Raw genomic sequence first — 23,836 nt, 5'->3', positions numbered from 1 at the left:
TTGTCGACAATAGATCAACAGTGCGGAACGGGGGAGCGTCCGAGCAGGCTATTCGCCGTTCGCGGACACGTAGAAGTGGCCGCGTTCGAGCACCGGATCGAGTATCCCGGTTTCCAGTTCGTTGGCCGCATCCTCGAATCCGGCGGCGTCCCGATGTTGGCCGGGATACCCGATCAGCGCTTTGACCTGGGGAGTCATGAAGTAGGCACCGGCGAGGATCGAGGACAGCGGATCGAACGTGAACTTGTCTTCGGCCCACATCCGCTTGATCTCCGCGCGCAGGTCGTCACCGCGGAGACCGGCCGCCTTGTCGACCGCGGAGAGGACCGCGTCGAAGACGTCGGCCCGGGCGGCCAGTGCCAGATTCAGATAGCGGAGGTACTCGTCGGCCTCACTGGCGGCGGGATTCTCACCGGACGCGGGGATCAGACAGTCCGCGATCCGCAGGAGCGTCGTCAGCTCGGAGTCCGTGAGCGGCCGCGGCGGTGCCGTGTGCCTGCCGGGCACCGACAGTCGCCGCTTCGGCGCCGAGTGCAGGTCGAGGGGTGTGGTGCTCATGCCGATGCCTTCCGTGCGGTGACGTCGTCGACGACCTTCTTGCCCACGCGCAGGGCGAGGGCGCTGATCGTGCAGGTCGGGTTGGCGGAGCCGGACGTGACGAAGATGCTGCCGTCCGCGATGTAGAGGTTGTCGACATCGTGGGCGCGGCCGTACGAATCGACCACGGACGTCGTCGGGTCGTCGCCCATCCGGGCCGTCCCGAGGAGGTGCCCTGGCTGGTCGACCCACAGTTCCTGCGTGAAGATCTGCTTCGCGCCCGCCGCCTCGTGGAGTTCGACCATCCGGTCGACGGTGTACTTCAGGATCTTCCGGGTGTTCTCGCTGACCCGGTACTCGACCTTCGGCGCCGGCAGACCGTCGGCATCGAACTCCTCGGTGGAGAGGGTGACCCGGTTGTGTTCCTCGGGCAGATCCTCCACGTTGGCCGCCCAGAGAATGCCGTTGGACGCCGCGCGCGCGACGTCGTGGATGGCCGGTCCCCACAGGTCGTCGAAATCGAGTTGCCGGTGGGTCTCGATCGTGTTCAGCGGTCCCGGAGTCGGGAGGGCGTGCAACTTGGCGCCGCGGACGAATCCGCGGGAGGTGTCCGTGTCGTAGAACTGCATGGAGTGGATGAGCTGTCCCGCCGGACCGCGCCAGCTCTCCAGGTTGTCCTCGTAGTACCCGATGGCGGTGCAGTTGGGGTGCAGCATGAGGTTCCGGCCCACCTGACCCGAGGAATTCGCCAGGCCGTCCGGATGCTTCTCGTCGGCTGACAGCAGGAGAAGTCGTGGTGTTCCGATGCCGTTCGCGCAGACGATCACTGCCCGGGCCGGCTGGAAATGGACGGCGCCGGTGCGGTCCACCCATTCGGCGCCTGCGGCGCGGCCGTCGTCTCCGGTGACGATCCGGCGGACACGCGCACCGGTCTCCACGCGGGCGCCGGCCTGCTGCGCCTGCGGCATGTAGATCAAGTCGAACGAGGCCTTCGCGCCCTGCGGACAACCCCATTCGCAGACGCCCCAGCGACCGCACTGCTCGAGTGTCTTGTTCTTCTGACTGGGAATCGCGTTGGTGCCCGGCCACCAGTGCCAGCCGAGCGTGTTCGCGGCTTCGGCCGCCTTCATGCCGGGCTTGCCCAACGGGTGTGGCGGCAACGGGTATTCGAGTCCCTCGGGGTAGGCGGTGTCGCCGTCGACTCCGGAGACGCCGATGAATTCGTCGACCTCGTCGTGGTACGGCTTGAGGTCGTCGTAGCTGATCGGCCAGTCGTCCGCGACACCGTCGAGCGTTTTGACCCGGAAGTCCGAGGGCAGCAGCCGTGGCCACTCCGCGCCGTAGAAGATGGAACTTCCCCCGACGGCGTTGAACATCACCGGCCACATGTCGGATTCCGTCACGTCGACCGGGTAGTCGGACGGCAGGGCCCGGACATTCGGATCGTGCGCCCAGTCGTGCTGGATGAGCAGTTCCCACTCGGGGTGGTTGGCGGGGAAGTCGCTGGGGTTGACCCAGTCACCCTGCTCGAGGCAGAGGGTGCTCAGTCCCGCCGTGGCGGCAGTGTGCGTGACCACCGCGCCGGACGGACCCGCGCCGATCACCAACACGTCGACAACGTCGTGCTGGGTGACATCGGAGTCAGTGGAAGTCATCGGGGTCGACCTCATTTCGTCTAATTGTCGACATTACATCAATAGTGATGGGAGTCACGTCGGCTGTCAAATGGGGTTGCGGCGGGAGCCCGAGGCGACAGGGCCCCCGCCGCAAGACTGGGTGCTCAGGCCCCGGCGAGAACGCCGCCGTCGACGACGAATGCCGTCCCGGTGATGGCGGTGGAGTGGTCCGACAGCAGGAAGGCGACGGAGTGCGCGATCTCGATGGGGAGGATGGCGCGTCCGATCGGCTGGAAGTCGGGGAGCCCGGCCTCGAGTTCCTCGCGGCCGCCGAGTGCCGTGTAGTGCGGCACGTTCAGCGGGGTATCGACGAAGCCCGGGCAGAGGGTGTTGGCGCGGATGCCCTGCGCGCCGAAGTCCAGGGCGATGGCCTTGGTCAACGTGAGCACGGCGCCCTTGCTCGCCGTGTACGTCGTGAGCAGTTTCTCCGCGCCGATCGAGTTGATGGAACCGAAGTTGACGATCGACCCGCCGCCTGCTTTCAGCATCTCGGGAATCGCATACTTCGACCCCAGGAACACGCCTTTCACGTTGACGTCGAACGTCTTCTGGTAGTCCTCGACCGACGCGTCCAGAATGGTGCCGGGCTTGAGGATGCCGGCGTTGTTGACGATGCCGTCGAGCTTGCCGAACGTTGCCACCGTGAAGTCGACGAGGTCCTTGACCTGCTCTTCTTCGGTGACATCGACGACGCGGCCGATCAGGCGATCGTCGTCGACCTTCAGCTGGGGAAGGCTGGACTCGGAGTGCACGGAGGCGACCACCTGTGCCCCCTCGTCGTGGAGATGCAAGGCCGTGGCGAGGCCGATGCCTCCGCCTGCGCCCGTAACGATGACTGTCTTGCCCTGCAGCAGCTGGCCCATGGTTTCTCCCTCGAGGGTCGTGTGGATGTGGAAGCGCGTAGACGCGGAATCGATTGACTCTTTGTCGACAATCGACCAAGCAAGTGTGCGCCCACTCACGACGATCGGTCAAGCGCCGAGTCGAGATTCGTTCAGCGCTTGACCTCAGGGCGGGAGCGTCCTAGATTTTTAGTCGATTGTCGACTAGAGCACATTCTGTGCCCGGTGCGTCGCACCGCACATCCCTCACGGCCTCGATCGAAGGACGAATCCCATGGCACCGAAAACCCGATTGCTGCACGAACGCCTGGCCGCTGTCGTGAGCCAGCTCCGGCACGGCGAGATGATCTACGTCGCGGACGCGGGCAGCGGCACGTCTTCCGCGAGCCTCGTTCCCCTGTCGCCGCAGGTCGAGACCATCGATCTCGGCATCGCACCAGGATTGCCGTCGGTCGGGGATCTGCTGTCGGTGCTGTGCGAGGTGGGCGACTTCGAAGCTGCCATCGTCACCGAGGACATGGTGACCGCCAACCCCGAAGCCCGGAAGTTCGTCTCCGAATTGGTGGGGGAGGAGAACGTCCACGAGCTGCGGTACCTCCCCGAGTTCTACAACCTCCGTGACCGCGTGAAGGTCTTCGTCCAGACCGGCGACTACTCGGTGCACGGCAACGTCGTCCTCGTCGCGGGCTACCCGAGCCCGCCGATTCCGCTGAACTGGCTCACGTCACCGACCTGGTTCGAGGACCTGCCTGCCGCGCCGCCGTCGACCGATCCGGGAAGCCCGGAGGCCTGACATGCCCTTCTTCGACGGTGTCAGGAACAAGATCTACTACCGGCAGTGGGAAGTCGCGCAGCCGTGGGCGCAGATCCTGCTCCTGCACGGATTCGGTGAGCACTCCGGTCACTATCATCGGCTGGCGGGACAGTTGAATTCGGCCGGTCTGGACGTGTGGGCACCCGATCATCTCGGCCACGGTCACACCGGCGGACCGGCAGGGATCTTCCCCTCGGTGGACGAACTCGCTTCCAACGCAGGAGTTCTCGTCGACATCATGGCTGACGACGAGCCCGACCTGCCGGTGGTCGTCCTGGGCCACTCGCTCGGCGCACTGACCGGGGCCCTTCTCTCGGTTCGCACCCCGTCCCTGCGCACCGGATTGATCATGACGGGAGCACCCCTCTGGGGTCTGCCGTGTGAGGCGGAGGGCCGGACGGACCTCGTCATGGCGAAGGACCGGTCGTACCTCGATGCACTCGAGAACGATCCGCTCGGCTTCGACACAGCTCCCGCCGAACCGAACCTCTGGCAGGCGCTCACCGTGGCCGGAGGAAAAGTGCGGGCGTGTCTGCCCGCGATGACGATGCCGATCCTGTTGGTCAACGGCGAATTCGACGCGTTCGCGACTCCGGACCGGGCCGCCGAATTCGCACGAGAACTGCAGCACGGACAGAGCGTCGTCATCCCGGGCGGCTACCACGACATTCCGAACGACGTCGCCCACCGGGAGGTCGCGTCGCTGATGATCGAGGCGATCTCGGGATGGTGTCGAACCGTGTATCCACTCCCGGCGGGGTCTCGATGAGCGGCCGCCCTGTACCGGGGCCTGCGCCCCACGAATCACGAGGAACCATGCGAAAGATCTTTCTGGCCTGCCCCTACAGCCATGCCGACCCGGCGGTGACGCACGAGCGGTTTCTCGCCAGCAACGAAGTGGCGGGATACATCGTCGAATCCGGTCATGCGGTGTTCAGCCAGGTGTCGATGTCACATCCCGTCAACCTGACTTTCACCGGAAAGGACACCACCGCGATCGGCACGATGTGGGGACCCGTCGACCGGGTGTTCATGGACGCGATGGAGGAGCTGATCATCCTCGATCTCCCCGGATGGGATCAGAGTTCCGGCATCAGACGCGAGATCGAGTTCTTCGAGAGCCGGGACAGGCGGGTGAGCCTGTGGTCCGAGGCCTCCGCCGAGTTCGTCGCACCCGAAAGGTCCGCGGTCCGCTGACAGTCATCCAACTCCGCATGCCGGCCGGTCGTTTCCGTGGGACGGTGGACGGGTAGCCGACCGGTGCGGCGGAGCAGACGAGATGACGACGGAGGACCATGAACCCCGAGATCCATCACGAGCCCAGCGAGATCAGCTACGACGAGCAGTTCTACCCGGCGCGCCCTCGGCCGTTGAAACCGTCGGTCCGCCGTGCGACCAGGGTCGATGCGCAGACGGGTGAGCCGGTGCCGGACAACCCGAACTATGTGGAATGGCTGATCAATCAGTCGATCCTGCACGATGCGAAGTTGATCGCGGAGCAGTTGTCCGGCAAGGGCAGCATGTGGCAGAACCCGTATGCCGACCCGAATCCGCGCGCCGCGGTGGAACGGGGGTCGGTGTGGTTCACGGCGTACCCGATTTCGATCATCACGGCGCCGCGCGCGAGTTTCCTGAGTTCGCTCGGCGACGAGTCCCTGTGGCAGGCCTTCTCCGAGATCGGGGTGACCGCGGTCCACACCGGGCCGGTGAAGCAGGCAGGCGGCATCAACGGGTGGCGGGCCACGCCGTCGGTGGACGGCCATTTCGACCGCATCAGCATGCAGATCGACTCGGCCTTCGGAACCGAGGAGGAGTTCCGCAAGCTCTGCGTCGTCGCGTCGGCGTACGACGGCATCGTCATCGACGACATCGTCCCCGGTCACACCGGCAAGGGCGCCGACTTCCGGCTCGCCGAGATGGCGTACGCCGACTACCCCGGCATCTATCACATGGTGGAGATCGAACAGCAGGACTGGCACCTGCTTCCCCGTGTGCCGGAAGGCCGGGACTCGGTCAACATCGACGCCGACACCGAGGCGCAACTCGCCCGGGCCGGGTACATCATCGGTCAACTCCAGCGCGTCATCTTCTACGAACTCGGTGTCAAGGAAACGAACTGGAGTGTCACTCCCGCGGTGAAGGGGGTGGACGGCATCGAGCGGAGGTGGGTGTACCTGCACTATTTCAAGGCGGGGCAGCCCTCCATCAACTGGCTGGATCCGTCGTTCGCGGGCATGCGCCTCGTCATCGGGGACGCCTGCCACTCGATCGCGGACCTCGGTGCCGGCGCGCTTCGACTGGACGCCAACGGTTTCCTCGGAGTCGAACGCCGGACCGAAGGACTGCCCGGCTGGTCGGAAGGGCATCCACTGTCGGAGGCGGCGAATCACCTGATCGCCAGCATCGTGCGGAAGATGGGGGGATTCACGTTCCAGGAACTGAACCTCACGATCGACGACATCAAGGCGATGGGGACGACCGGAGCCGACCTGTCCTACGACTTCATCAATCGTCCCGCCTACCACCACGCCCTCGTCATGGGGAACACCGAATTTCTCCGGCTCACCATGAACCTCGCCCGCGATCACGGTGTCGATGCCGCATCGCTCGTCCATGCCCTGCAGAACCACGACGAGCTGACGTTCGAACTGGTCCACTTCGCGACGCTGCACAAGGACGACGAATTCGTGTACGGCGGTGAGTCGATCACGGGGTCCGATCTCGGTGACCGCATCCGGAAGGATCTGTGCGAGCGGCTCACCGGACGCTGGGCCCCGTACAACCGCACATTCACGACGAACGGGATCGCCTGCACGACCGCGAGCGTCATCACCGCTGCGCTCGGCATCCGCGACCTCGACAGGATGGATGCCGCCGACATCGACACCGTCAAGCAGGCGCATCTGCTCCTGGCGATGTTCAATGCGCTCCAGCCCGGTGTGTTCGCCCTGTCGGGCTGGGATCTGTGCGGGCTGCTGCCCGTGCCGTCCGAGGACGTCGCCGACCTTCTGGCCGAGGGCGACACCCGCTGGATCAACCGCGGCGCCCACGACCTCATGGGGGTCAATCCGGAAGCCGCCCGGTCGGAGTCGGGCATCCCCCGGGGTACCAGCCTGTACGGGAGTCTGCCGGTGCAGCTGCAGGATCCGGCGTCCTTCGCTCGCGGTCTCGCCCGCATCATCGACGTCCGCAACCGGTTCGGCATCGCCACCGCGGTCCAGCTCGACGTGCCCACGGTGTCGCACAAGGGGCTGCTCGTCATGGTCCACGAACTGGCGGATTCGAGTCTCGAAGTCACCGTTCTCAACTTCACGTCCGAGGAGATCGCCGCGACCGTGCAGTCCCAGTTCCTGCCGGCCGGATCACCCGCGGTCAACCTGTTCACCGACGAACAGATCGGCACCGTCGACGAACTCCACAGCTTCCCGATCACCCTGGCGCCGTACGAGGGGGTCCCCGTCGTCGTGAGACCGGGCCGGGCGGACGACGCGGGCTGAATCCGGGCCGATCGGGGGTGCGTGATCCCGAGGTTCTCACCCGGTGTGGGTGATGTGGCCCGGGGGTGCCGGGAGCAACGTCAGGACTGCGATTCCCCCCGATGATGCGAGGAGAGACAGATGACGGACGCGAAACCCAACATCCTGGTCATTTGGGGAGACGACATCGGTATCACCAATCTCAGCTGCTACAGCGACGGACTTATGGGGTACCGGACACCGAACATCGACCGACTCGCCGACGAGGGCATGAAATTCACCGACTCCTACGGTGAGCAGAGCTGCACCGCGGGTCGTGCGTCGTTCATCACCGGGCAGAGCGTGTACCGCACCGGCATGAGCAAGGTGGGAATCCCGGGAGTCGACGTCGGATTGTCGCCCGAGGACCCCACCATCGCCGAACTGCTCAAGCCCCTCGGGTACGCCACGGGACAGTTCGGGAAGAACCATCTCGGCGACCTGAACAAGTATCTGCCGACCGCGCACGGATTCGACGAGTTCTTCGGCAATCTCTATCACCTGAACGCCGAGGAAGAACCCGAGCTCCCCGACTATCCCAGCGCGCAGGACTATCCCAAACTGCACGAGGTGATGATGCCGCGCGGCGTCCTCCATTGCTGGGCCACCGAGGAGGATGCCGGCGAGGTCGACCCGCGGTACGGGGCGCTCGGGAAGCAACGCATCGAGGACACCGGGCCGCTGAGCAAGAAGCGCATGGAGACCATCGACGACGAGACGGTCTCCGCGGCAATCGACTTCATCACGCGGCAGAAGGAAGCGGACACACCGTTCTTCGTGTGGATGAACATGACGCACATGCACCTGCGGACCCACACGAAGCCGGAAAGCATCGGGCAGGCGGGGCACTGGCAGTCGCCCTACCACGACACGATGATCGATCACGACAAGCACGTCGGCCAGCTGCTCGACACGGTCGACGAGCTGGGTCTCGCCGAGAACACCATCGTCATCTACAGCACCGACAACGGTCCCCACGCGAACACCTGGCCGGACGGCGCGACCACCCCGTTCCGCAGCGAGAAGGACACCAACTGGGAGGGTGCGTTCCGCGTCCCCGAGGTGATTCGCTGGCCGGGCAAGATCCCCGCGGGCAGCGTGTCCAACGAGATCGTTCAGCACCACGACTGGCTCCCCACCTTCCTCGCCGCCGCCGGTGCGCCCGACATCGTCGAGCAACTGAAGTCCGGGTACGACGTCGGCGACAAGACGTTCAAGGTGCACATCGACGGTTACAACCTGCTCCCGTACCTCACCGGTGAGGTCGACACGTCCCCGCGCCGGGGAATGGTCTACTTCTCCGACGACTGCGACGTGCTGGGCATCCGTTTCGACAACTGGAAGATCGTGTTCATGGAGCAGCGGGCGCAGGGCACCCTCGGACTGTGGGCGGAGCCGTTCACCGCCCTGCGGCTGCCGAAATTGTTCAACCTGCGCACCGACCCGTTCGAGCGTGCCGACATCACGTCGAACACCTACTGGGACTGGTTCCTCGACCACGACTACATCGCCATCTACGGAACCTTCATCACCAGTCAATTCCTCGAGACGTTCAAGGAATTTCCCCCGAGGCAGGAGCCGGCGAGCTTCACGATCGACCATGCGGTGGCGAAGCTGCACGCCTTCCTGGCGAAGGACTGACCGACATGGGGGCCGGGCTGAGTGGTTCCTGGGCGGACGGAGCGACGCGGTCCGCGATCGATGACTTCGTCGGGCGGGTGACGGCACGCGGGCCGGACTTCGTCGACTCCGCGGACCGGGTGGCCGTGTTCGACAACGACGGCACACTCTGGTGTGAGAAGCCGATGCCCATCCAACTCGACTTCACCATCCGGCGCTTCGCCGAGATGGCCGCGGACAATCCCGATCTGCAGCAGACGCAACCGTGGAAGGCGGCCCACGAGCGCGACCTTCACTGGCTCGGTGCGGCGATGGTCAAGCACTATCACGGCGACGACGGCGATCTGAAACTGTTGATGGGCGCAGTCACCGAGGCATTCGATTCGGTCACCGTCGAGAATTACGATGCGCGGGTCCGGGCCTTCTTCGACGACGCGGACCACCCGACGCTCGGTCGCCCGTACTCCGGCTGTGGATACGTGCCGATGGTCGAATTGCTGCGCTATCTCGAGGCGAACGACTTCACCGTCTACATCGCGTCCGGCGGTGATCGCGACTTCATGCGCCCGGTCGCCGGGCGGCTCTACGGGGTTCCGCCGGAACGCGTCATCGGCAGCGCCCTCGGCCTCTCGTACCGTGAAGGGGCGGACGCAAGCGACCTGCTCTACAAGGCCGCGATGGACTTCTTCGACGACGGTCCGGAGAAACCGGTCCGAATCTGGAGCCGGATCGGGCGACGGCCGATCCTGTCGGTCGGCAACTCCAACGGCGACCTGCCGATGCTCTCGTTCTCCGGGCAACCCGACCGCCCGTCGCTTCGGGTGTTGATCCTGCACGACGACGCCGAACGCGAATTCGACTACGTCGCCGGCGCCGAGCAGGCCCTCGAACACGCACGAGAGAGGGGCTGGACCGTGGTAAGCATGAAGAACGATTGGACGAGGGTCTTCTCGCCCGCCGTGACCTGATCAGGCAGAAGGGAAGGCGTGTGGAAACCCAGACCGTCTCCGAAGTCCGGCACGTCCCCGCCCAGACCTTCACGATGGGCTCGGATCGGCACTATCCGGAAGAAGGTCCGGCGCATCGTGTCGCGGTCGACGCCTTCGCCGTCGAGACCCACCAGGTCACCAACGCGCAGTTCGCGCGATTCACGCGCGATACCGGCTACGTGACCGTCGCCGAGCGCCCGCTGGACCCCGCCGAATTCCCCGGGGCTCCCGCGGAGAACCTGCAACCGGGATCGATGGTGTTCACCCGCACTCGGGGCCCGGTCGATCTCCGTCATCTGAGCCAGTGGTGGACCTGGACCGTCGGCGCGTCGTGGCAGCACCCGACAGGCCCCGGGTCGTCGACGGCCGGCCTGGAACAGCATCCCGTCGTCCACGTCGCCCACGAGGACGCGGCAGCGTACGCAGAGTGGGCCGGGCGGTCCCTCCCCACCGAGGCGCAATGGGAGGCTGCGGCGCGCGGCGGACTCGACCACGCCGAATTCACCTGGGGCGACGCCGCCGAGAGTGAATCCCGTCCGCTGGCGAACTACTGGCACGGGGAGTTCCCGTGGCGCCCGGACCCCGGCTACGGCACCACGGCCGCCGTCGGTAGCTATCCGCCCAACGAATACGGTCTGTTCGACCTGGCGGGGAACGTGTGGGAGTGGACCGCCGACTGGTACTCGGACCGTCACAGCGACACAGCGGAGTCGTGCTGTGCGCCCCGCAATCCGCGGGGGCCCGGCATGTCGGAGAGCTTCGATGCCCGGCAGCCCCAATTCCGGGTGCCCCGGCGGGTCATCAAGGGTGGATCGTTTCTGTGTGCGGACAGCTACTGCCGTCGGTATCGGCCCGCGGCACGGCGGCCGCAGATGGTCGACACCGGGATGAGCCACATCGGATTCCGCTGCGTCACGGCCCTGCCCGGGTCAGAGTAGGACCACCACGGCGAGGAGTGCGAGCACTGTGACGACGCTGGAGGTGACCACGGCGGTGAACGTCGCCGGTGCGAATTCCCCTGTTTCGATCTGCCTGCTGATGACCCGATAGCGGACGGTGCCGTAGACGGACACCAGTAGCCCGGCGCCGATCAGGATCAATCCGGCAGCCACGGCGTGGGCGCCGCGGTGCGGTGCGAACTTCGCCACCGCCACGCCCAGCGCGGCAACACTGATACCGGTGCGATGCCAGGCAAGGTAGGTTCGCTCGTTGGCGAGATGGTCGCGTGCGGTGCTACCGGTGTTCGGCTGGGTGGGACCGAAGATGTTGGGGCTCATGCGCCGCTACCCAGGAAGCCGATCTCCGACAGGCGCGACTGGAACCCGGACTCGCCGCCGGACAGTCCCGAGATCCAGATGAGGACCCGACGGGTGGGTGTGGGAGTCCGGGCCACGATCTCGGTGACCCCGTCGCCGAGCGTGGCGGCGCCGATCACCTGAGTGCGTTCGATGTTCGCCCACGCGACGGGGGCGGTCCGGATCTCGACCGTGGTGCCCGGTGTCGGGGAGTCGATCCAGACGGTCCGCAGATCGACGGGCTCGGGAAACGACACGATCAGACCCACTCCTCGCTTCGTCGCCGACAGTTGCTGCGGGTAGCGGTCGGTCGCCCAGGATGTCGCGGGGTTCGCGTCGACGGCGAGGGAGGCAGTGGCACCGTTGTCAGGAAAGCGCAGCGGGGAGTAGACGGCCGCGGATGACGGGGTGAGCGGTGTCTGAAAGGGGTCCGGCACCGGCGCGATCTGGCTGAGCATGCTGTCCGCGACGGCGGCCGGGGGAGCGTCCGACGCGGTGAATGTGGCGCCCGCCGCCCACCCGGCGGCGCCGAGCGCGACGATCAGGGCGAGTGCGCCGCTCAATGCGGGAAGTGGGGCGTTCGGCCTGGGGGGCCGGTTGACGGCCGGGCGGGCTCTCTTCGTGGTCGAAGCGAATGCGGATGCCGTGCGAGCCCGCGCGTCCGCCAGGATCCGGTCGAGGGCGTCGACGACCGCCTGCGCGGTGACCATGCCGGGTCGCCGAGCGAGGGCGTTCATGGCCACGTCGGACAAACGTCGTGGAATCGCGGGCCGCACACGATGCGGCGGGACGACGGAACCGTCACCGCGCCTGCCTGCCGGGGGTAGTCCGGCTGCCCGGGTTTCGCCGGACGAGGACAGCGGCCACGTGCCGAGCAACAGGGCGTACAGGAGCGCGCCGAGCCCCGCGACGTCGTCGGCGGCGGTGCCGTCGGCGAGAGTGGCGGGGAAGGCGAGGACCGCGAGTCCTTCCCGGGAGATCCGCACCCGGTTGGGATGATCGAGTGAGAGGCGGGCACCGAAATGGTGTGCGTCTGCGGTCGCCGCGGCGAGGTGCCGCACGGTGCGAGCGGCATCCAACGGACGCGGGACCGTGCGCGCGACATCCGCGACACGCCACCCGGGCGTCCATTCCGCGACCACGGCGATCCGGTCGCCGACCGCCGCGATGTCGTAGACCTGCGCGATCCGGCCTTCGTGGCTGAAGCTGGTTCCGGTGGTGTTCCGGCAGAAGCGCGCCACCGGATCCGGACGTGTGTCGGTGGCGCGGACCTGCGCCGAGTCGATGAGGCTGAGCGCGACGTCCCGGCACAGTTCGGTGTCGTGCGCGTGCCACCACTGCACCCAGTGCGGGCCGGCGAACCGTCCGAGGAGCCGGTATCGGGTGGCGACGAGCATGCCCGGGGCGAGCGGATCCGGGCCCTGCGGCGAATGCGGCGGGACCCCGGACACCGGCGTCGCTGTCATCTACTCTCCCGGGCTCGCCCCGACCCCGAAAATCCCTGTCAGGCAACTGTCACCCGGGCAGCAACGCAGACGTTCGCGCAGCACCGGGCCTAGTGCTGATCATCCTCGGATGCAGCGCGAATCGTGCGCTTTTCGGTCGACCTAGCCGAGGACGTGTTCCGCATATCGCGCGACCGCAAGTACGAGGTCGTCGGAGTGGCGGGGGCCGATGATCTGCAGACCCACCGGCAGTCCCGCCGCGGTGCGGCCCACCGGGATGCTGATCGCCGGCTGCTGCGTCAGGTTGAACGGGTAGGTGAACGGCGTCCACTGCGGCCAGCTGGTGAGGTCGCTGTCCGGCGGCACGTCGTAGCCGGCCTCGAACGCCGGAATCGGGACGGTGGGTGTGAGCAGGACGTTGTGCGTCAGATGGAATTTGCCCATCGTGATGCCGATGTCCGCGGCCACCGCGCGGGCGTCGAGATAGTCGACCGCGCTGAACTTTTCGCCTCGTTCCCAGATCTTGCCGAGCCCTGGGTCGACCTTGTCGCGCGCGCCTTCCGGGAAGTTCTTCAGCATGGCCGCGGCCCCGGACGCCCACAGCAGCTCGAAGGCCTCGATCGGATCGCTGAAGCCCGGGTCGGCGGCGGTGACCGGCAGGCCCGCGGCGTCGAGGGCCTGCACGGCGCGGTCGACGATCGCCCGGACCTCCGGATCGACCGTCACGTAGCCGAGCGTGGGGGAGTACGCGACGCCGAGTCCGACCACGTCGCGGCCGATCTCGCCGCGGAAGGTGGTCGCGAACGGGGCGAGCGACGTCGGGTCGCGCGGGTCCGGCAGCGACAGGATGTCCATCAGCAGTGCCGCATCCTCGACCGTGCGGGTGAGGGGGCCGGCATGCGCCAGCGGTCCGAACGGGCTCGCCGGGAACAGGGGGATGCGACCGTGGGTGGGTTTGAAACCGACGACGCCGCAGAACGAGGCGGGGATGCGCACACTGCCACCGCCGTCGGTGCCGACGGAGCAGGGACCGAGTCCCGCCGCGACCGCCGCGGCACTGCCGCCCGACGAACCACCGGCCGTCTTGGTCGGGTCGGCCGGGTTGCGGGTGATCCCGCACAGGGCGCTGTCGGTCACGGCCTTCCAGGCGATCTCGGGGGTCGTGGTCTTGCCGAGGAATACCATCCCGTCTTCGCGGAGCCGGGCGGCCACGGGACTGTCGACGTTCCACGGCTGGTCCTCGTCGACGGCCTGTGATCCCCGGAGCGTCGGCCAGCCGTCGGTGAGGAAGATGTCCTTGATCGAGATCGGTACGCCGTCGAGCAGTCCCTTGGAGTAACCGGTGTTCCAGCGCTCTTCGGACTTCCGTGCCTGCGCGAGCGCCCGCTCCTCGTCGACGAGGCAGTAGGAATTGATGGTGCGGTCACGCTCGGTGATGGCGTCGAGCATCGCCTGCGTCGCTTCCACCGGCGAAAGTTCTCCGGACGAGTAGGCCGTGACCAGTTCGACGGCGGTCATGTCGGTGGGATTCATGAGAACTCCTTCAGCCTGGACGTTCGGGCCCTGTCTTCATCGGCTCGGTACGTAACCGAGGTGCTTGTCAACTACGTTCTCGAGCGGGTACCCCGCAACCCAGCGTTCGAAATTGTCGGTGAACACGGTTACGAGGTCATCTCGCCAGCCGGCGAAGTCGCCCGAATTGTGGGGGGTGATCGAGACGTTCGGCATGTCCCAGAGTGGATGGCCGGCGGGGAGCGGTTCCGTGTCGAACACGTCGAGCGCGGCGCCCGCGATCGTCCCCGTCCGGAGCGCGGCGACGAGGTCGTCGGTGCGGACGAGCTCACCGCGTCCGACGTTCACGAACCGGGCACCCGGCTTCATCGCGGCGAACGTCGAGTCGCGGAACAGGTGGCGGGTCTGCTCGGTGAGTGGTGCCACCGCGATCACGTAATCGGCGACGGCGAGCTGCTCCGGGAGGTCTTCCGTCGCGGCGACCGTCCCGAAGTCGGGGTCGGCGTTGCGTGCGGCGCGGCCGGACCCACTGACCTCCATCCCCGCCGCGCGGAGAAGCCGGGCGATCGCGCGGCCGATGGGGCCGGTGCCGACGATCAGGGCGGAGCGGCCCGCGATCCGCTCGGATTCCCGGTGCTGCCAGGTATGAGTCTGCTGCAGGCGCAGCGAACCGGGCAGATCCTTCGCGAACGAGAGAATCTGGGCGAGCACGTACTCGGCGATCGCCCCGTCGAACACGCCCCGTGAGTTGGTGATCGTGACGTCGCTGTCGCGGGCCTCGGGGAACATGACGGGATCGACGCCTGCCGCGGCGATGTGCAGCCACTGCAGGGAGCCGGCGGCGTGCCAGGCTCCGGGCACCGCGTCGGTGAGGAAGTCGTAGAGGAACAGCACGTCCGCGCCGTCGAGGGCGTCGCTCAGCCCCGCCTTGCCGGTGTAGCGAACTTCGGCACGGGACGCGACGGGTGCCATGAGTTCGTCGCTCGGCAGGACGTGGGCATGTAGCACCGCGACGATCGGGTTCCGACTCACGTTGACACCGTATGAGTAACTCGTATGATTGTCAACAATCTGATAATGCTCGGGCGCGGCCGAAACGAAGGTGAGGCCTGGTGTTGGAACTGAACATTCCCGAATTCGAGGGGCCTATCGCGCAACGGGGAATCGGCATCATCGCCCCGTTCGACTTGGCGCTCGAACGAGAACTGTGGCGATGGGCTCCCCTCGAGGTGAGCCTCCATCTGGCGCGCACGCCGTACGAACCCGTGCCCGTCAGCCTGGAGATGGCCGAACTCGTGTCCGAGCGAAGACACCTCATGGCGGCGACTCGCGACGTCCTGCACGTCGAGCCCGAGGTCGTGGCCTATCTGTGCACGTCGGGAAGCTTCATCAAGGGTCTCGAATACGAGCGAACGCTGTGCGACGCGATCTGCGAGGCAGGCGCCCAGCACGCGATCACCACGTCCGGCGCGCTGGTCGAGGCCATCGAACACCTCGAGCTGAACAGGCTGTCGGTGATCACGCCGTACGACGCCCCGCTCACCGAACGGCTGCACGCGTTCCTGAACGAGGCAGGCACCGAGGTGGTTCGTTCCGATCACCTCGGACTCGGCGGCGGCATCTGGAAGGTCAACTACCGCACGATCGCCGAGCGGATCATCGCTGCGGACGACCCCAGGTCGGAGGCGATCTTCGTCAGCTGTACCAACCTGCCTACCTACGATGTCATCGCCCCGCTCGAGCAGGAACTCGGCAAACCGGTCCTCACCGCCAACCAGCTCACGATCTGGGCCTGTCTCGGCCGGATGAAACTCCCCATGACGGGCCCGGGCAAGTGGCTCCGCAACGTCTTCTGACATCACCCCACACGACACGGAATAGAGGAGAACGCATGACGAGCACGCCGACCCCCACTGTGGGATTCATCTACCCCGATCACGCCGCCGAGGACGACTACCCCTTCGCCGCGGAGATGCTCGGAGTGGATCTGCCGGTCGTGCACATCTACGGAACCGACCTGCACGCCGTGCCCGAACTGCTCGACCTCGGGAGCCCCGAGAAGCTCGCCGGCGGGGCCGCACTCCTCGCCGAGGAGAAGCCGGACGCCGTCGTGTGGGCCTGCACCTCGGGCAGCTTCGTCTACGGCCCCGACGGGGCGAAGCAGCAGGCCGAGACGCTCGCCGCGGCCACCGGTGTGCCCACGTCCAGCACCAGTTTCGCGTTCGTCCACGCCCTGCACGCACTGGGGATCACGCGCGTCGCGGTGGCCGCGAGCTACCCGGAGGACGTCGCGAAGCTGTTCGTCGAGTTCCTCGCCGCCGCAGGCATCGAGGTGCTGTCGATGTCGAGTGCGGGAATCGACACCGCGGCCGAGGTCGGTCTGCTCAGCCCGGAATCCGTGGTGGAACTTGCGGTGGAGAACGACCATCCGGACGCCGAAGCCCTGCTCATCCCCGACACGGCCATGAGGACGCTGGGTGCGCTGAGTACTCTCGAGCAGCGCCTCGGCAAGCCGGTCCTCACGGCAAACCAGGTGACCATCTGGGAAGGCCTGCGTCTTGCGGGCCACACGGCGGTGCACCCGTCGTTAGGAACCTTGTTCGAGAAAGGCCACAGTCATGGCTCTGACTGACCTGGAACCCGTCAGTCGTCAATCGACTGCCGAATTCATCGCGGACCGCCTGCGGGTCGCCATCATGAAGGGTGCGCTCGAACCGGGTGCGCAGCTGGGCGAGGCGGAACTGGCCGCGCATTTCCAGGTCTCGCGCGGGCCCCTGCGTGAAGCCATGCAGAGGCTCGTGTCCGAGGGCATACTGCACAGCATCCGTCATCGCGGGATCTTCGTGACGGAGCTGACCCTCGACGACGTCGTCGACGTGTACCGCAGCCGCTCGGTCATCGAGCGCGGGGCGCTCGAGATGATCCTCGACGACGGCCGCCGGGAAGCCACCTACCTGGCACTCGAACCCACCGTGCTCGTGATGCAGGCCGCGGCCGAGCGCGGCGACGCCGCCGCCGTCTCGGACGCCGACCAGCAGTTCCATCAGATCCTGGTGGAGAGTTCGGAGAGCCCCCGGCTCATTCGGGCGGCGAGGACGCTCCTGATCGAGACCCGGATGTGCCTGGGTGCGTTGCAGACCACCTACGACGACATCCGCGAGCAGGCGCAGGAACACGCGACCCTGCGCGAGGCGATCCGGTCGGGTACAGCTGGAGAGGTGCAGAAACTGCTCGCCGAACACCTGGACGACGCCGTCCAGCGGCTCCGCGCCGACCAGAAGGCTCTGTCGTCGTAGCGACAGTGAAGTAGAGGTAAGTGCCGAGGAGGGGCAATGACTCAGGTAGCTGAGGTTCAGGGATACACCAACCGTCACGATCGCTACCCGACTCGGATCGCCGCCGAGCCGTCGATGCTCCAGCGGAGCGAACCCGCCGTGTGGGGCGGGCCCGCCGACGGGCCGTTCGATTCGTCGGCCCTCGCCGGACACGAGTCACGGGGCTTCACGATCATCGACAATGTGCTGAGCGCGGGCGAAGTGATGTCGTGCCGGGAGGAACTCGACCGGCTGTCCCGGGACCCGGCGATGCGCGACAGCGGACGCGTCATCATCGAACGCGGCACCGACGAGGTTCGTTCCGTCTTCGACGTGCATCGGCGCAGCGACGTGATCGGCGAGCTGATCCGCGACAGCAGGATTCTCGACCGCGCGCGGCAACTCCTCGGCTCCGACGTCTACATCCACCAGAGCCGCATCAACTCGATGCCCGGTTTCAAGGGCACCGGCTTCTACTGGCACTCGGACTTCGAGACCTGGCACGCCGAGGACGGTCTCCCCGTCCCGCGGGCCGTCAGCTGCTCGATCACGCTGACCGAGAACTACCCGTTCAACGGGTCGTTGATGGTGATGCCCGGTTCGCACAAGCGGTTCGTCCAGTGCGTCGGCGCTACCCCCGACGACAACTACACGTCGTCGCTCGTTGCGCAGGAGGTCGGGGTTCCGCGTCGCGAGGACGTCACCCGGATGGCAGGGGAGTTCGGGATCGACCAGTTCACCGGTGCCGCGGGCACCGCGCTGTGGTTCGACTCCAACGTCATGCACGGGTCGGGTAACAACATCACGCCCTACCCGCGGTCGAACCTGTTCCTCGTGTTCAACAGTGTCGAGAACACCCTCGTCGAGCCGTTCGCCGCGGCACGTCCGCGGCCGGAGTACATCGCGTCGCGCGACTTCACCCCGCTGTCCTGACGTGAGTGGCAAAGCGTGCCCCGGCACGCTGCGCCACTCACCTATGCGGGGACTTCGTGCAGGGCTCGGGCGAGGTGGGCGAGCTCGGGAATTTCGGCGGCCTGATCGAGCGCCGCTTCCAGCGTCGCGTCGTGGGTGGGACGCGCCTCGTCCAGTGCGGCCCGGCCCGCGGGTGTGAGCTCGGTGTAGATGCCGCGACGGTCGTCGTCGCACAGAATGCGGGTGAGCAGTCCGCGGTTCTCCAGACGGTTCACCAGCCTGGTGGTGGCGCTGCTGCTCAGCGCCGCCGCGCGGGCGAGTTGCGCCATGCGCATGTGCCAGCCGTCCTGGCGGCTGAGGGCGTCGAGGACCGTGTACTCGACCACCGAGAGATCGTGCCCACGCTGGAGGGCGCGTTCGAGCTCCGCCTCGAGTAGGCCGTGCAGGGCCGCGAGCGTGCGCCATCCCTGCGACCGGATCTCGACGGCGTCGTCAGCGACTGCCATGGGCCACCTCCTGTGGTTACGACTGCCAGTTCAGAATACCAGCTTGCGCACATAGCATGCGTATGCAACTATTTATGGCGCGCCTGCAACTACTGCAGGCGCGGTATTCGAGCTAGTGCTCTTATCTCCCAGTCTGTACGAAAGGAGTGGCTGCGATGCCACTGGGTCTGCTCGCCCTCGCAATGGGCGGCTTCGGGATCGGTCTCACCGAATTCGTCATCATGGGATTGCTGCCGGAAGTGTCGGCCGACTTCCAGGTGAGCGAGTCGGTGGCCGGCTACCTCATCTCCGGCTACGCCCTCTCCGTCGCCATCGGAGCGATCGTCATCACCGCGGCGGTCACCCGGTTCGACCGCAAACGCGTCCTCCAGGCGCTGATGGTGCTGTTCATCGGCGGCAACCTGCTGTCGGCGCTGGCCCCGACGTACGAGGTCATGATGGGCGGACGCGTCCTCGCGGCCCTGTGCCACGGCGCGTTCTTCGGCATCGGCTCGGTCCTCGCCGCCGACCTCGTACCCGCGAGCAAGCGGGCAGGCGCGATCGCGACGATGTTCGCGGGACTGACCATCGCCAACGTTCTCGGCGTCCCGTTCGGCACGTTCCTCGGCCAGCAGTTCGGCTGGCGGTCCACGTTCTGGGCCATCACCGTCATCGGCGTCGTCGCGCTGATCGGCATCGCAACGCTGGTGCCTTCCGTGTCCCGTCCGGCGGACGCACCGGAATCCGCCGGTCTGCGCAGCGAACTGCGGGCCTTCCGGTCTCCGCAGGTGTGGTTCTCGATCGCCGTCACCATCCTCGGATTCGGCGGCATGTTCGGTGCGTTCACGTACATCGCGTTCACCCTCACCGAGGTCGGCGGATTCGCATCGACGAGCGTCCCGTGGCTCCTCGTGCTGTTCGGTGGCGGTCTGTTCGTGGGCAACGTCCTCGGCGGTCGTGCCGCCGACAAGGCACTCACCCGCACGTTGATCACGATCCTCGCCGTGCTCACCGTCGTGCTCGTCGTGTTCGCTCTCACCGCGGGGAGCAAGCCGATGACCATCGTGGCCCTGTTCTTCATGGGCCTCTTCGGTTTCGCGACCGTCCCCGGACTGCAGATGCGGATCATGAACTACGCGGCGCAGGCGCCGACCATGGCGTCCGGCGCGAACATCGCCGCCTTCAACGTGGGCAACGCACTCGGGGCATGGCTCGGCGGCATCACCATCGCCGCGGGACTCGGCTTCACGTCCCCGATCTGGATGGGTGCGGCGCTGACCGTGGGTGCGCTCGGCGTTCTCGTCCTCGCCACCGCACTCGACCGGCGGTCGAAAGATCAGCCGGTGGAGGAGGATCCGGCGGTGGTGTCGGTCTAGCGTCAGCGCGGCAGCGTCGCGTCGCCCGGTGCGCGCGTGATGGTGGCGATCGTGTCATCGTTCTGACTGGTGGCGTAGGCCCTCGCGCCGTCGGCGGAGACCGCGACGCCACCGGCGCTGCCGCCGACGGCGAGCGACGTCACCTCGGCGTTGGTACCCGGATCGAAGACCGTGACGGCCCCACCCTCGGAGTCGACGACGTACAGCGTGTTCCCGTCCCCGGTCACCGCGGCGCCGCCCATCGTCCCGTCGACGCCGAACGTGGCGGTCACCGTGTTGGTGGCCACGTCGATCACCGACATCTCCGCGCCGCTCCGCACGTAGGCCCGGTCGTCGGTGGCCGTCACCGCACTGGGGTGGGAGGCGACGGGAATCGTGTCGACGACGGTCGTCGTGGCCGTGTCGATCACGGTCACCGTGTTGTCGGAGGAGTTGGTGACATACACGTGTGTGCCGTTGGTCGCGAGCTGGATGGGGAAGGCGCCGACCGGGACCGTGGCCGTCACCGTGTTCGTGGCGGTGTCGATGACGGAGACAGTGCTCTCGACGCCGTTGGTGACGTAGGCGTGGGCCCCGTCTGCGGATACCGCGACCGCCAAGGCGAATTCGCCTACCGGAATCGTGGCCGCCACGGTGTTGGTGGCGGTGTCGATCACGGACACGGTCCGGTCGGCGGTATTCACGACGAACGCCCTCGCACCGTTCGGGGCGACGGCGATCCCGGTGGGTCCGCCGCCCACCGGGACGGTGGCGGTGACGGCGTTCGTGGCGGTGTCGATGACGGAGACGCTGTTGGCCCCGGAGTTCGTGGCGTACGTGACGGCGCCGTTGGGTGCGACCGCCACCTGCATCGGCGTCTGCCCGACGGGAACGGTGGCGGTCACGGCATACGTCGGCGCCGCACTGGCGGTGGTGGCCAGGAGGCCGAGCGTGGCGACGCCGATCGTCAGGACAGTCGAAGTGCGGGCGAACATCACCGTCGTAGTGTCTCTCGCACCGTGGCCGTCGTCCGGGATGTCCGCAAGATCACGTGGCAGGCCCGGCGAGTCCCCCCGAGTTCGTGGTCGCGCGGGTTCGCTGCGCCAGTTCGCTGAGGCGACGAGCGCGGGCGATCTCGGCCGGTGTGAAAGGCTCGTCCGCCGGCCGCACGAAGACGAGCGGCTCACCCTCACCCGACGGGATCGCAACGGACGCCGCCGTGGTCGGATGGTCGCTCACGCGCGAATCGACGTACTGGGCGCCGAGGAGTTCCGCGATCGACAGGGGCAGTTCGGAGGGATCGGCGGCTACCCGCGACGCCAACGTCAGTGCCTTGGTCTGGCCGTCGATCAGCGCGAGCGCCGACGCCGGCCAGATGCCCACACTGCTCCCGCCTCCGGCTCGGACGGCATGCGCGAGCGCGTCCGGCGACGTCTCGCGGCACGCGCCGACGATCAACTCGTCGAGCGAACCGCCGTCCAGGTGATGGACGTGCACGGTCAGGATGTTCGCGTCCAGCTTCGCGAGGTTGTGGGCCAGCGATTCGAGCTGTCCCGCTTGGTCGCTCACCCGGACGCGGATGCGCCAGAGCGACTGCCCGGTCGGGAGAGGGCCGTGCTTGCCGTCGGGCGGACCGTGCAGCCAGCCGCCGAGCAGTCTCATCGCCGACGGCTCCACCACCCAGATCACCAGCACCGTGGTGCTGACGGTCAGGACCGTGACGGTCATCAGATAGGAGGCGTGGAAATGAACGACCAAGGCATGGAGCGCTAGTTCGACGGGAAAGACGGCGCACAGTTTCGCGAGCGCCAGGCGGACGCGACGGGGGTGCGGAAGCCGACCGCACGCCTCGCACGCGTTGACATGAACTCCGGGTTCCCTCTCGGCATCGTTCATGCCTCCACTGTCGTCCCGAAGTATTGCCGGGTAGTTTCATCGCACGGTCGGTGGTGTGACGGATGAACGTGAAATGTGTTGGGGTGCAACGCAGATGTGGTGGGCGAGACACCGCGTCACCGCGTGTGATCGGGCGCACCATTCGCGGTGGCCGATGCGCACCGGGCATGGTGACGCCGCTGCCGCCGGGGACTGTCGCCCGGCAGCAGCGGCGTGATCAGGAGCGCTCAGCGCAGTGATCGAGAGCGCTCAGCGCAGTGAGGCGGCGTCGCTCAGGTCCGTTCCCCGGGTCTCGGGGGCCATGAGGAAGCTGACGAGGGCTCCCACCCCGGCAATGCCCGCGGCGATGTACATCGTTGCGGAGAGTCCGAGATTGGACAGCGCCCACGGGGTGGCGAAGGTGCCGATCGCCGCGCCGATCCGGCTGATGCCCGTGCAGAGGCCGACCGCAGTGGCCCGCACCTCGGTGGGGAACAGTTCGTTGGGGTAGATCCATTCGAGGATGGAGGGTCCGCCGTTGAAGAGCGCGTAGATGGCGAACGCGAACGCGATCACCCACAGGCCTGCGTCCGGCTTGATCGCGAGGAACAGCAATCCGAGACCGGAGAGTACGAACCCCCAGATCAGGATCGGCCGGCGACCGAGTCGATCGACGAGCAGCAGTGCGACGATGTTGCCGATGAGGAAGAACAGGTTGATGAGCCCGTAGCCGATGTGGGCCAGATTTCCGGAACCGAGGTTGAAGAGTTCGAGGATCTGCGGCCCGAATGCGTAGATGGCGAACAGGGTCACGATCGTGCACGTCCAGAAGATCGAGATGAAGACGACCCGCTGCAGGTACCCTCCGCGCATCAGTCCGCGGATCGAGGTGGTCCCTTCCTCGTCGGGCAGATCGTCCAGGGTCGCATCGTTTCCGATCGTCTTTCGCAACACCGCCAGTGCCTCCGCGGAACGTCCCTTGCTCAGAAGCCAGCGTGGCGACTCGGGGATGCTCGTCCGCGCGATCACGATCAGGGTGGCGGGGACTGCCGAGGACAGCAGCATCCATTTCCATCCGTCGGGATGGTCGAGCAGAAGGTAGCCCACGAAAGCGGCGGTGGTAGCGCCTACGAACCACATGGCATTCAGGCCGCCGACGAGTTTGGCGCGCCAGGCCTTCGGTGCGAACTCCGTCACCAGGGCGGTGGCGATGGGGTAGTCGGCGCCGACTGCGATGCCGATGATCAAACGCAGAATGAACAGTTGCATTTCGTCCGCCGCGAAGAATTGCAGCACCGAGCAGACGATGATCACGATCAGGTCGATGGTGTACATCAACTTTCGGCCGATCCGATCGGTCACTGCGCCGAACACGGCGCCACCGAGGAAGACGCCGATGAGAGCCGAAGACCCGATGAGGCCGGCCCACAGCGCGCTCATGTCCCATTGCGCCTGGATCTGAACCATCGCGATGCCGATGATGCTGAGGATGTAGCCGTCGAGAAAGGGTCCGCCCGAGGAGAAGAGGGCGAGTTTGGCGTGAAAGCCGTTGAGCCTGGCGCTGTCCAGTGTGACGCCCGATCGGGCGGTGACGGTGGTGTCGAGGTTCATCTGAGGAATCCCATCGGGGGTGTGGGCTTGAGGGTCGGT

Annotated in this window: 23 protein-coding genes; 12 read left to right on the top strand and 11 right to left on the bottom strand. The window is 66.8% G+C overall.

Translation table 11 applies throughout. The features are described 5' to 3' along the window. Positions 1 to 48: 48 nt before the first annotated feature. From OYT95_RS14040 to OYT95_RS14030, 3 genes are all read right to left on the bottom strand, one after another. The gene (locus OYT95_RS14040) at positions 49 to 558 is read right to left on the bottom strand and encodes a hypothetical protein (RefSeq protein ID WP_128640059.1); all 510 of its coding nucleotides are present in this window, start codon (positions 556 to 558) and stop codon (positions 49 to 51) included. Continuing rightward, on the bottom strand, positions 555 to 2,192 hold the full coding sequence (locus OYT95_RS14035) for a GMC family oxidoreductase (protein ID WP_037241917.1): 1,638 nt from the start codon (positions 2,190 to 2,192) through the stop codon (positions 555 to 557). Before OYT95_RS14035 ends, OYT95_RS14040 begins: the two co-directional genes overlap by 4 nt. Positions 2,193 to 2,317: 125 nt before the next feature. Next, positions 2,318 to 3,076 (bottom strand): SDR family NAD(P)-dependent oxidoreductase, encoded by a 759-nt coding sequence (locus OYT95_RS14030; RefSeq protein WP_268791742.1) that lies wholly within the window; start codon positions 3,074 to 3,076, stop codon positions 2,318 to 2,320. 253 nt (positions 3,077 to 3,329) lie between these two features. On the opposite strand from OYT95_RS14030, the gene OYT95_RS14025 reads away from it, so the two are divergent. The 7 genes from OYT95_RS14025 (at position 3,330) to OYT95_RS13995 (ending at position 10,931) form a co-directional block, all read left to right on the top strand. Further along, on the top strand, positions 3,330 to 3,848 hold the full coding sequence (locus OYT95_RS14025; protein WP_037241914.1) for an RbsD/FucU domain-containing protein: 519 nt from the start codon (positions 3,330 to 3,332) through the stop codon (positions 3,846 to 3,848). A gap of 1 nt (position 3,849) precedes the next feature. Further along, positions 3,850 to 4,638 carry an alpha/beta fold hydrolase gene (locus tag OYT95_RS14020; RefSeq protein WP_268791741.1) on the top strand — a complete coding sequence of 263 codons (789 nt, stop codon included), beginning with the start codon at positions 3,850 to 3,852 and terminating at the stop codon, positions 4,636 to 4,638. Positions 4,639 to 4,685: 47 nt separating this feature from the next. Further along, on the top strand, positions 4,686 to 5,066 hold the full coding sequence (locus OYT95_RS14015; protein WP_037241906.1) for a DUF1937 family protein: 381 nt from the start codon (positions 4,686 to 4,688) through the stop codon (positions 5,064 to 5,066). A gap of 98 nt (positions 5,067 to 5,164) precedes the next feature. Continuing rightward, on the top strand, positions 5,165 to 7,366 hold the full coding sequence (gene treS / locus OYT95_RS14010) for a maltose alpha-D-glucosyltransferase (protein ID WP_128640057.1): 2,202 nt from the start codon (positions 5,165 to 5,167) through the stop codon (positions 7,364 to 7,366). Positions 7,367 to 7,486: 120 nt separating this feature from the next. Next, a complete protein-coding gene (locus tag OYT95_RS14005) occupies positions 7,487 to 9,025 on the top strand; it encodes an arylsulfatase (protein ID WP_037241904.1) in 1,539 nt (512 codons plus the stop codon). Positions 9,026 to 9,030: 5 nt separating this feature from the next. Then, positions 9,031 to 9,972, top strand: coding sequence for an HAD family hydrolase (locus OYT95_RS14000; RefSeq protein ID WP_268791740.1), 942 nt, complete (start codon positions 9,031 to 9,033; stop codon positions 9,970 to 9,972). Between the two features lie 74 nt (positions 9,973 to 10,046). Continuing rightward, positions 10,047 to 10,931, top strand: a complete 885-nt coding sequence (locus OYT95_RS13995; RefSeq protein ID WP_268792243.1) for a formylglycine-generating enzyme family protein — start codon at positions 10,047 to 10,049, stop codon at positions 10,929 to 10,931. Here the strand turns inward: OYT95_RS13995 and OYT95_RS13990 are convergent. The 4 genes from OYT95_RS13990 to OYT95_RS13975 form a co-directional block, all read right to left on the bottom strand. Continuing rightward, the gene (locus OYT95_RS13990) at positions 10,923 to 11,270 is read right to left on the bottom strand and encodes a YidH family protein (protein WP_268791739.1); all 348 of its coding nucleotides are present in this window, start codon (positions 11,268 to 11,270) and stop codon (positions 10,923 to 10,925) included. The genes OYT95_RS13995 and OYT95_RS13990 overlap by 9 nt on opposite strands. Further along, complete coding sequence (locus tag OYT95_RS13985) at positions 11,267 to 12,754, bottom strand: protein kinase family protein (protein WP_268791738.1); 1,488 nt, start codon at positions 12,752 to 12,754, stop codon at positions 11,267 to 11,269. The genes OYT95_RS13990 and OYT95_RS13985 overlap by 4 nt, the downstream gene beginning before the upstream one ends. Before the next feature lie 141 nt (positions 12,755 to 12,895). Then, entirely contained in the window at positions 12,896 to 14,266 is a 1,371-nt protein-coding gene (locus tag OYT95_RS13980; RefSeq protein WP_268791737.1) for an amidase, read from the bottom strand. A 36-nt stretch (positions 14,267 to 14,302) separates the two neighbouring features. Further along, the gene (locus tag OYT95_RS13975) at positions 14,303 to 15,277 is read right to left on the bottom strand and encodes a D-2-hydroxyacid dehydrogenase (RefSeq protein WP_037241887.1); all 975 of its coding nucleotides are present in this window, start codon (positions 15,275 to 15,277) and stop codon (positions 14,303 to 14,305) included. 80 nt (positions 15,278 to 15,357) lie between these two features. Between OYT95_RS13975 and OYT95_RS13970 the strand changes: the two genes are divergently transcribed. From OYT95_RS13970 to thpD, 4 genes are read left to right on the top strand one after another with little or no spacing between them, the layout of a single operon-like run. Beyond that, the gene (locus tag OYT95_RS13970; RefSeq protein WP_268791736.1) at positions 15,358 to 16,101 is read left to right on the top strand and encodes a maleate cis-trans isomerase family protein; all 744 of its coding nucleotides are present in this window, start codon (positions 15,358 to 15,360) and stop codon (positions 16,099 to 16,101) included. A 35-nt stretch (positions 16,102 to 16,136) separates the two neighbouring features. Next, a complete protein-coding gene (locus tag OYT95_RS13965) occupies positions 16,137 to 16,877 on the top strand; it encodes a maleate cis-trans isomerase family protein (RefSeq protein WP_011596947.1) in 741 nt (246 codons plus the stop codon). Next, positions 16,864 to 17,541 (top strand): GntR family transcriptional regulator, encoded by a 678-nt coding sequence (locus tag OYT95_RS13960; RefSeq protein WP_268791735.1) that lies wholly within the window; start codon positions 16,864 to 16,866, stop codon positions 17,539 to 17,541. Before OYT95_RS13965 ends, OYT95_RS13960 begins: the two co-directional genes overlap by 14 nt. Positions 17,542 to 17,577: 36 nt before the next feature. Continuing rightward, positions 17,578 to 18,492: an ectoine hydroxylase gene (gene thpD, locus OYT95_RS13955; RefSeq protein WP_268791734.1), complete on the top strand. Its 915-nt coding sequence runs from the start codon at positions 17,578 to 17,580 to the stop codon at positions 18,490 to 18,492. Positions 18,493 to 18,533: 41 nt separating this feature from the next. On the opposite strand, the gene OYT95_RS13950 is transcribed toward thpD, so the two are convergent. Further along, complete coding sequence (locus OYT95_RS13950; protein ID WP_037241876.1) at positions 18,534 to 18,977, bottom strand: MarR family winged helix-turn-helix transcriptional regulator; 444 nt, start codon at positions 18,975 to 18,977, stop codon at positions 18,534 to 18,536. Between the two features lie 155 nt (positions 18,978 to 19,132). Between OYT95_RS13950 and OYT95_RS13945 the strand changes: the two genes are divergently transcribed. Then, positions 19,133 to 20,332, top strand: a complete 1,200-nt coding sequence (locus OYT95_RS13945) for an MFS transporter (protein ID WP_037241872.1) — start codon at positions 19,133 to 19,135, stop codon at positions 20,330 to 20,332. 2 nt (positions 20,333 to 20,334) lie between these two features. Here the strand turns inward: OYT95_RS13945 and OYT95_RS13940 are convergent, their stop codons facing one another. The 3 genes from OYT95_RS13940 to OYT95_RS13930 all read right to left on the bottom strand — a co-directional run bounded on the left by OYT95_RS13940 (position 20,335) and on the right by OYT95_RS13930 (position 23,797). Beyond that, positions 20,335 to 21,306: a YVTN family beta-propeller repeat protein gene (locus OYT95_RS13940; protein ID WP_268792242.1), complete on the bottom strand. Its 972-nt coding sequence runs from the start codon at positions 21,304 to 21,306 to the stop codon at positions 20,335 to 20,337. A gap of 52 nt (positions 21,307 to 21,358) precedes the next feature. Then, positions 21,359 to 22,207: an amino acid-binding protein gene (locus OYT95_RS13935; RefSeq protein WP_268791733.1), complete on the bottom strand. Its 849-nt coding sequence runs from the start codon at positions 22,205 to 22,207 to the stop codon at positions 21,359 to 21,361. A 249-nt stretch (positions 22,208 to 22,456) separates the two neighbouring features. Then, complete coding sequence (locus tag OYT95_RS13930) at positions 22,457 to 23,797, bottom strand: MFS transporter (RefSeq protein WP_268791732.1); 1,341 nt, start codon at positions 23,795 to 23,797, stop codon at positions 22,457 to 22,459. Positions 23,798 to 23,836: the final 39 nt, after the last annotated feature.

Source organism: Rhodococcus sp. JS3073 (assembly GCF_026810085.1).
In the GTDB taxonomy this organism is placed as follows: Bacteria; Actinomycetota; Actinomycetes; order Mycobacteriales; family Mycobacteriaceae; genus Rhodococcus_F; species Rhodococcus_F wratislaviensis.
Note: the sequence above shows the minus strand (reverse complement) of the source record. Positions and strands in the feature narration are given on the sequence as shown.

What these genes read in the sequence shown, in the direction of transcription:
- OYT95_RS13965 (WP_011596947.1), top strand. Translation starts at nt 16,137, where the DNA reads ATGACGAGCACGCCGACCCCCACTGTGGGATTCATCTACCCCGATCAC.
- OYT95_RS13960 (WP_268791735.1), top strand. Translation starts at nt 16,864, where the DNA reads ATGGCTCTGACTGACCTGGAACCCGTCAGTCGTCAATCGACTGCCGAA.
- OYT95_RS13995 (WP_268792243.1), top strand. Translation starts at nt 10,047, where the DNA reads ATGGGCTCGGATCGGCACTATCCGGAAGAAGGTCCGGCGCATCGTGTC.
- OYT95_RS14005 (WP_037241904.1), top strand. Translation starts at nt 7,487, where the DNA reads ATGACGGACGCGAAACCCAACATCCTGGTCATTTGGGGAGACGACATC.
- OYT95_RS13985 (WP_268791738.1), bottom strand. Translation starts at nt 12,754, where the DNA reads ATGACAGCGACGCCGGTGTCCGGGGTCCCGCCGCATTCGCCGCAGGGC.
- OYT95_RS14020 (WP_268791741.1), top strand. Translation starts at nt 3,850, where the DNA reads ATGCCCTTCTTCGACGGTGTCAGGAACAAGATCTACTACCGGCAGTGG.
- OYT95_RS14000 (WP_268791740.1), top strand. Translation starts at nt 9,031, where the DNA reads ATGGGGGCCGGGCTGAGTGGTTCCTGGGCGGACGGAGCGACGCGGTCC.
- OYT95_RS13950 (WP_037241876.1), bottom strand. Translation starts at nt 18,977, where the DNA reads ATGGCAGTCGCTGACGACGCCGTCGAGATCCGGTCGCAGGGATGGCGC.
- OYT95_RS13940 (WP_268792242.1), bottom strand. Translation starts at nt 21,306, where the DNA reads ATGTTCGCCCGCACTTCGACTGTCCTGACGATCGGCGTCGCCACGCTC.
- treS (WP_128640057.1), top strand. Translation starts at nt 5,165, where the DNA reads ATGAACCCCGAGATCCATCACGAGCCCAGCGAGATCAGCTACGACGAG.
- OYT95_RS14030 (WP_268791742.1), bottom strand. Translation starts at nt 3,076, where the DNA reads ATGGGCCAGCTGCTGCAGGGCAAGACAGTCATCGTTACGGGCGCAGGC.
- thpD (WP_268791734.1), top strand. Translation starts at nt 17,578, where the DNA reads ATGACTCAGGTAGCTGAGGTTCAGGGATACACCAACCGTCACGATCGC.
- OYT95_RS14025 (WP_037241914.1), top strand. Translation starts at nt 3,330, where the DNA reads ATGGCACCGAAAACCCGATTGCTGCACGAACGCCTGGCCGCTGTCGTG.
- OYT95_RS14035 (WP_037241917.1), bottom strand. Translation starts at nt 2,192, where the DNA reads ATGACTTCCACTGACTCCGATGTCACCCAGCACGACGTTGTCGACGTG.
- OYT95_RS13980 (WP_268791737.1), bottom strand. Translation starts at nt 14,266, where the DNA reads ATGAATCCCACCGACATGACCGCCGTCGAACTGGTCACGGCCTACTCG.
- OYT95_RS14015 (WP_037241906.1), top strand. Translation starts at nt 4,686, where the DNA reads ATGCGAAAGATCTTTCTGGCCTGCCCCTACAGCCATGCCGACCCGGCG.
- OYT95_RS13930 (WP_268791732.1), bottom strand. Translation starts at nt 23,797, where the DNA reads ATGAACCTCGACACCACCGTCACCGCCCGATCGGGCGTCACACTGGAC.
- OYT95_RS13945 (WP_037241872.1), top strand. Translation starts at nt 19,133, where the DNA reads ATGCCACTGGGTCTGCTCGCCCTCGCAATGGGCGGCTTCGGGATCGGT.
- OYT95_RS13935 (WP_268791733.1), bottom strand. Translation starts at nt 22,207, where the DNA reads ATGAACGATGCCGAGAGGGAACCCGGAGTTCATGTCAACGCGTGCGAG.
- OYT95_RS14040 (WP_128640059.1), bottom strand. Translation starts at nt 558, where the DNA reads ATGAGCACCACACCCCTCGACCTGCACTCGGCGCCGAAGCGGCGACTG.
- OYT95_RS13990 (WP_268791739.1), bottom strand. Translation starts at nt 11,270, where the DNA reads ATGAGCCCCAACATCTTCGGTCCCACCCAGCCGAACACCGGTAGCACC.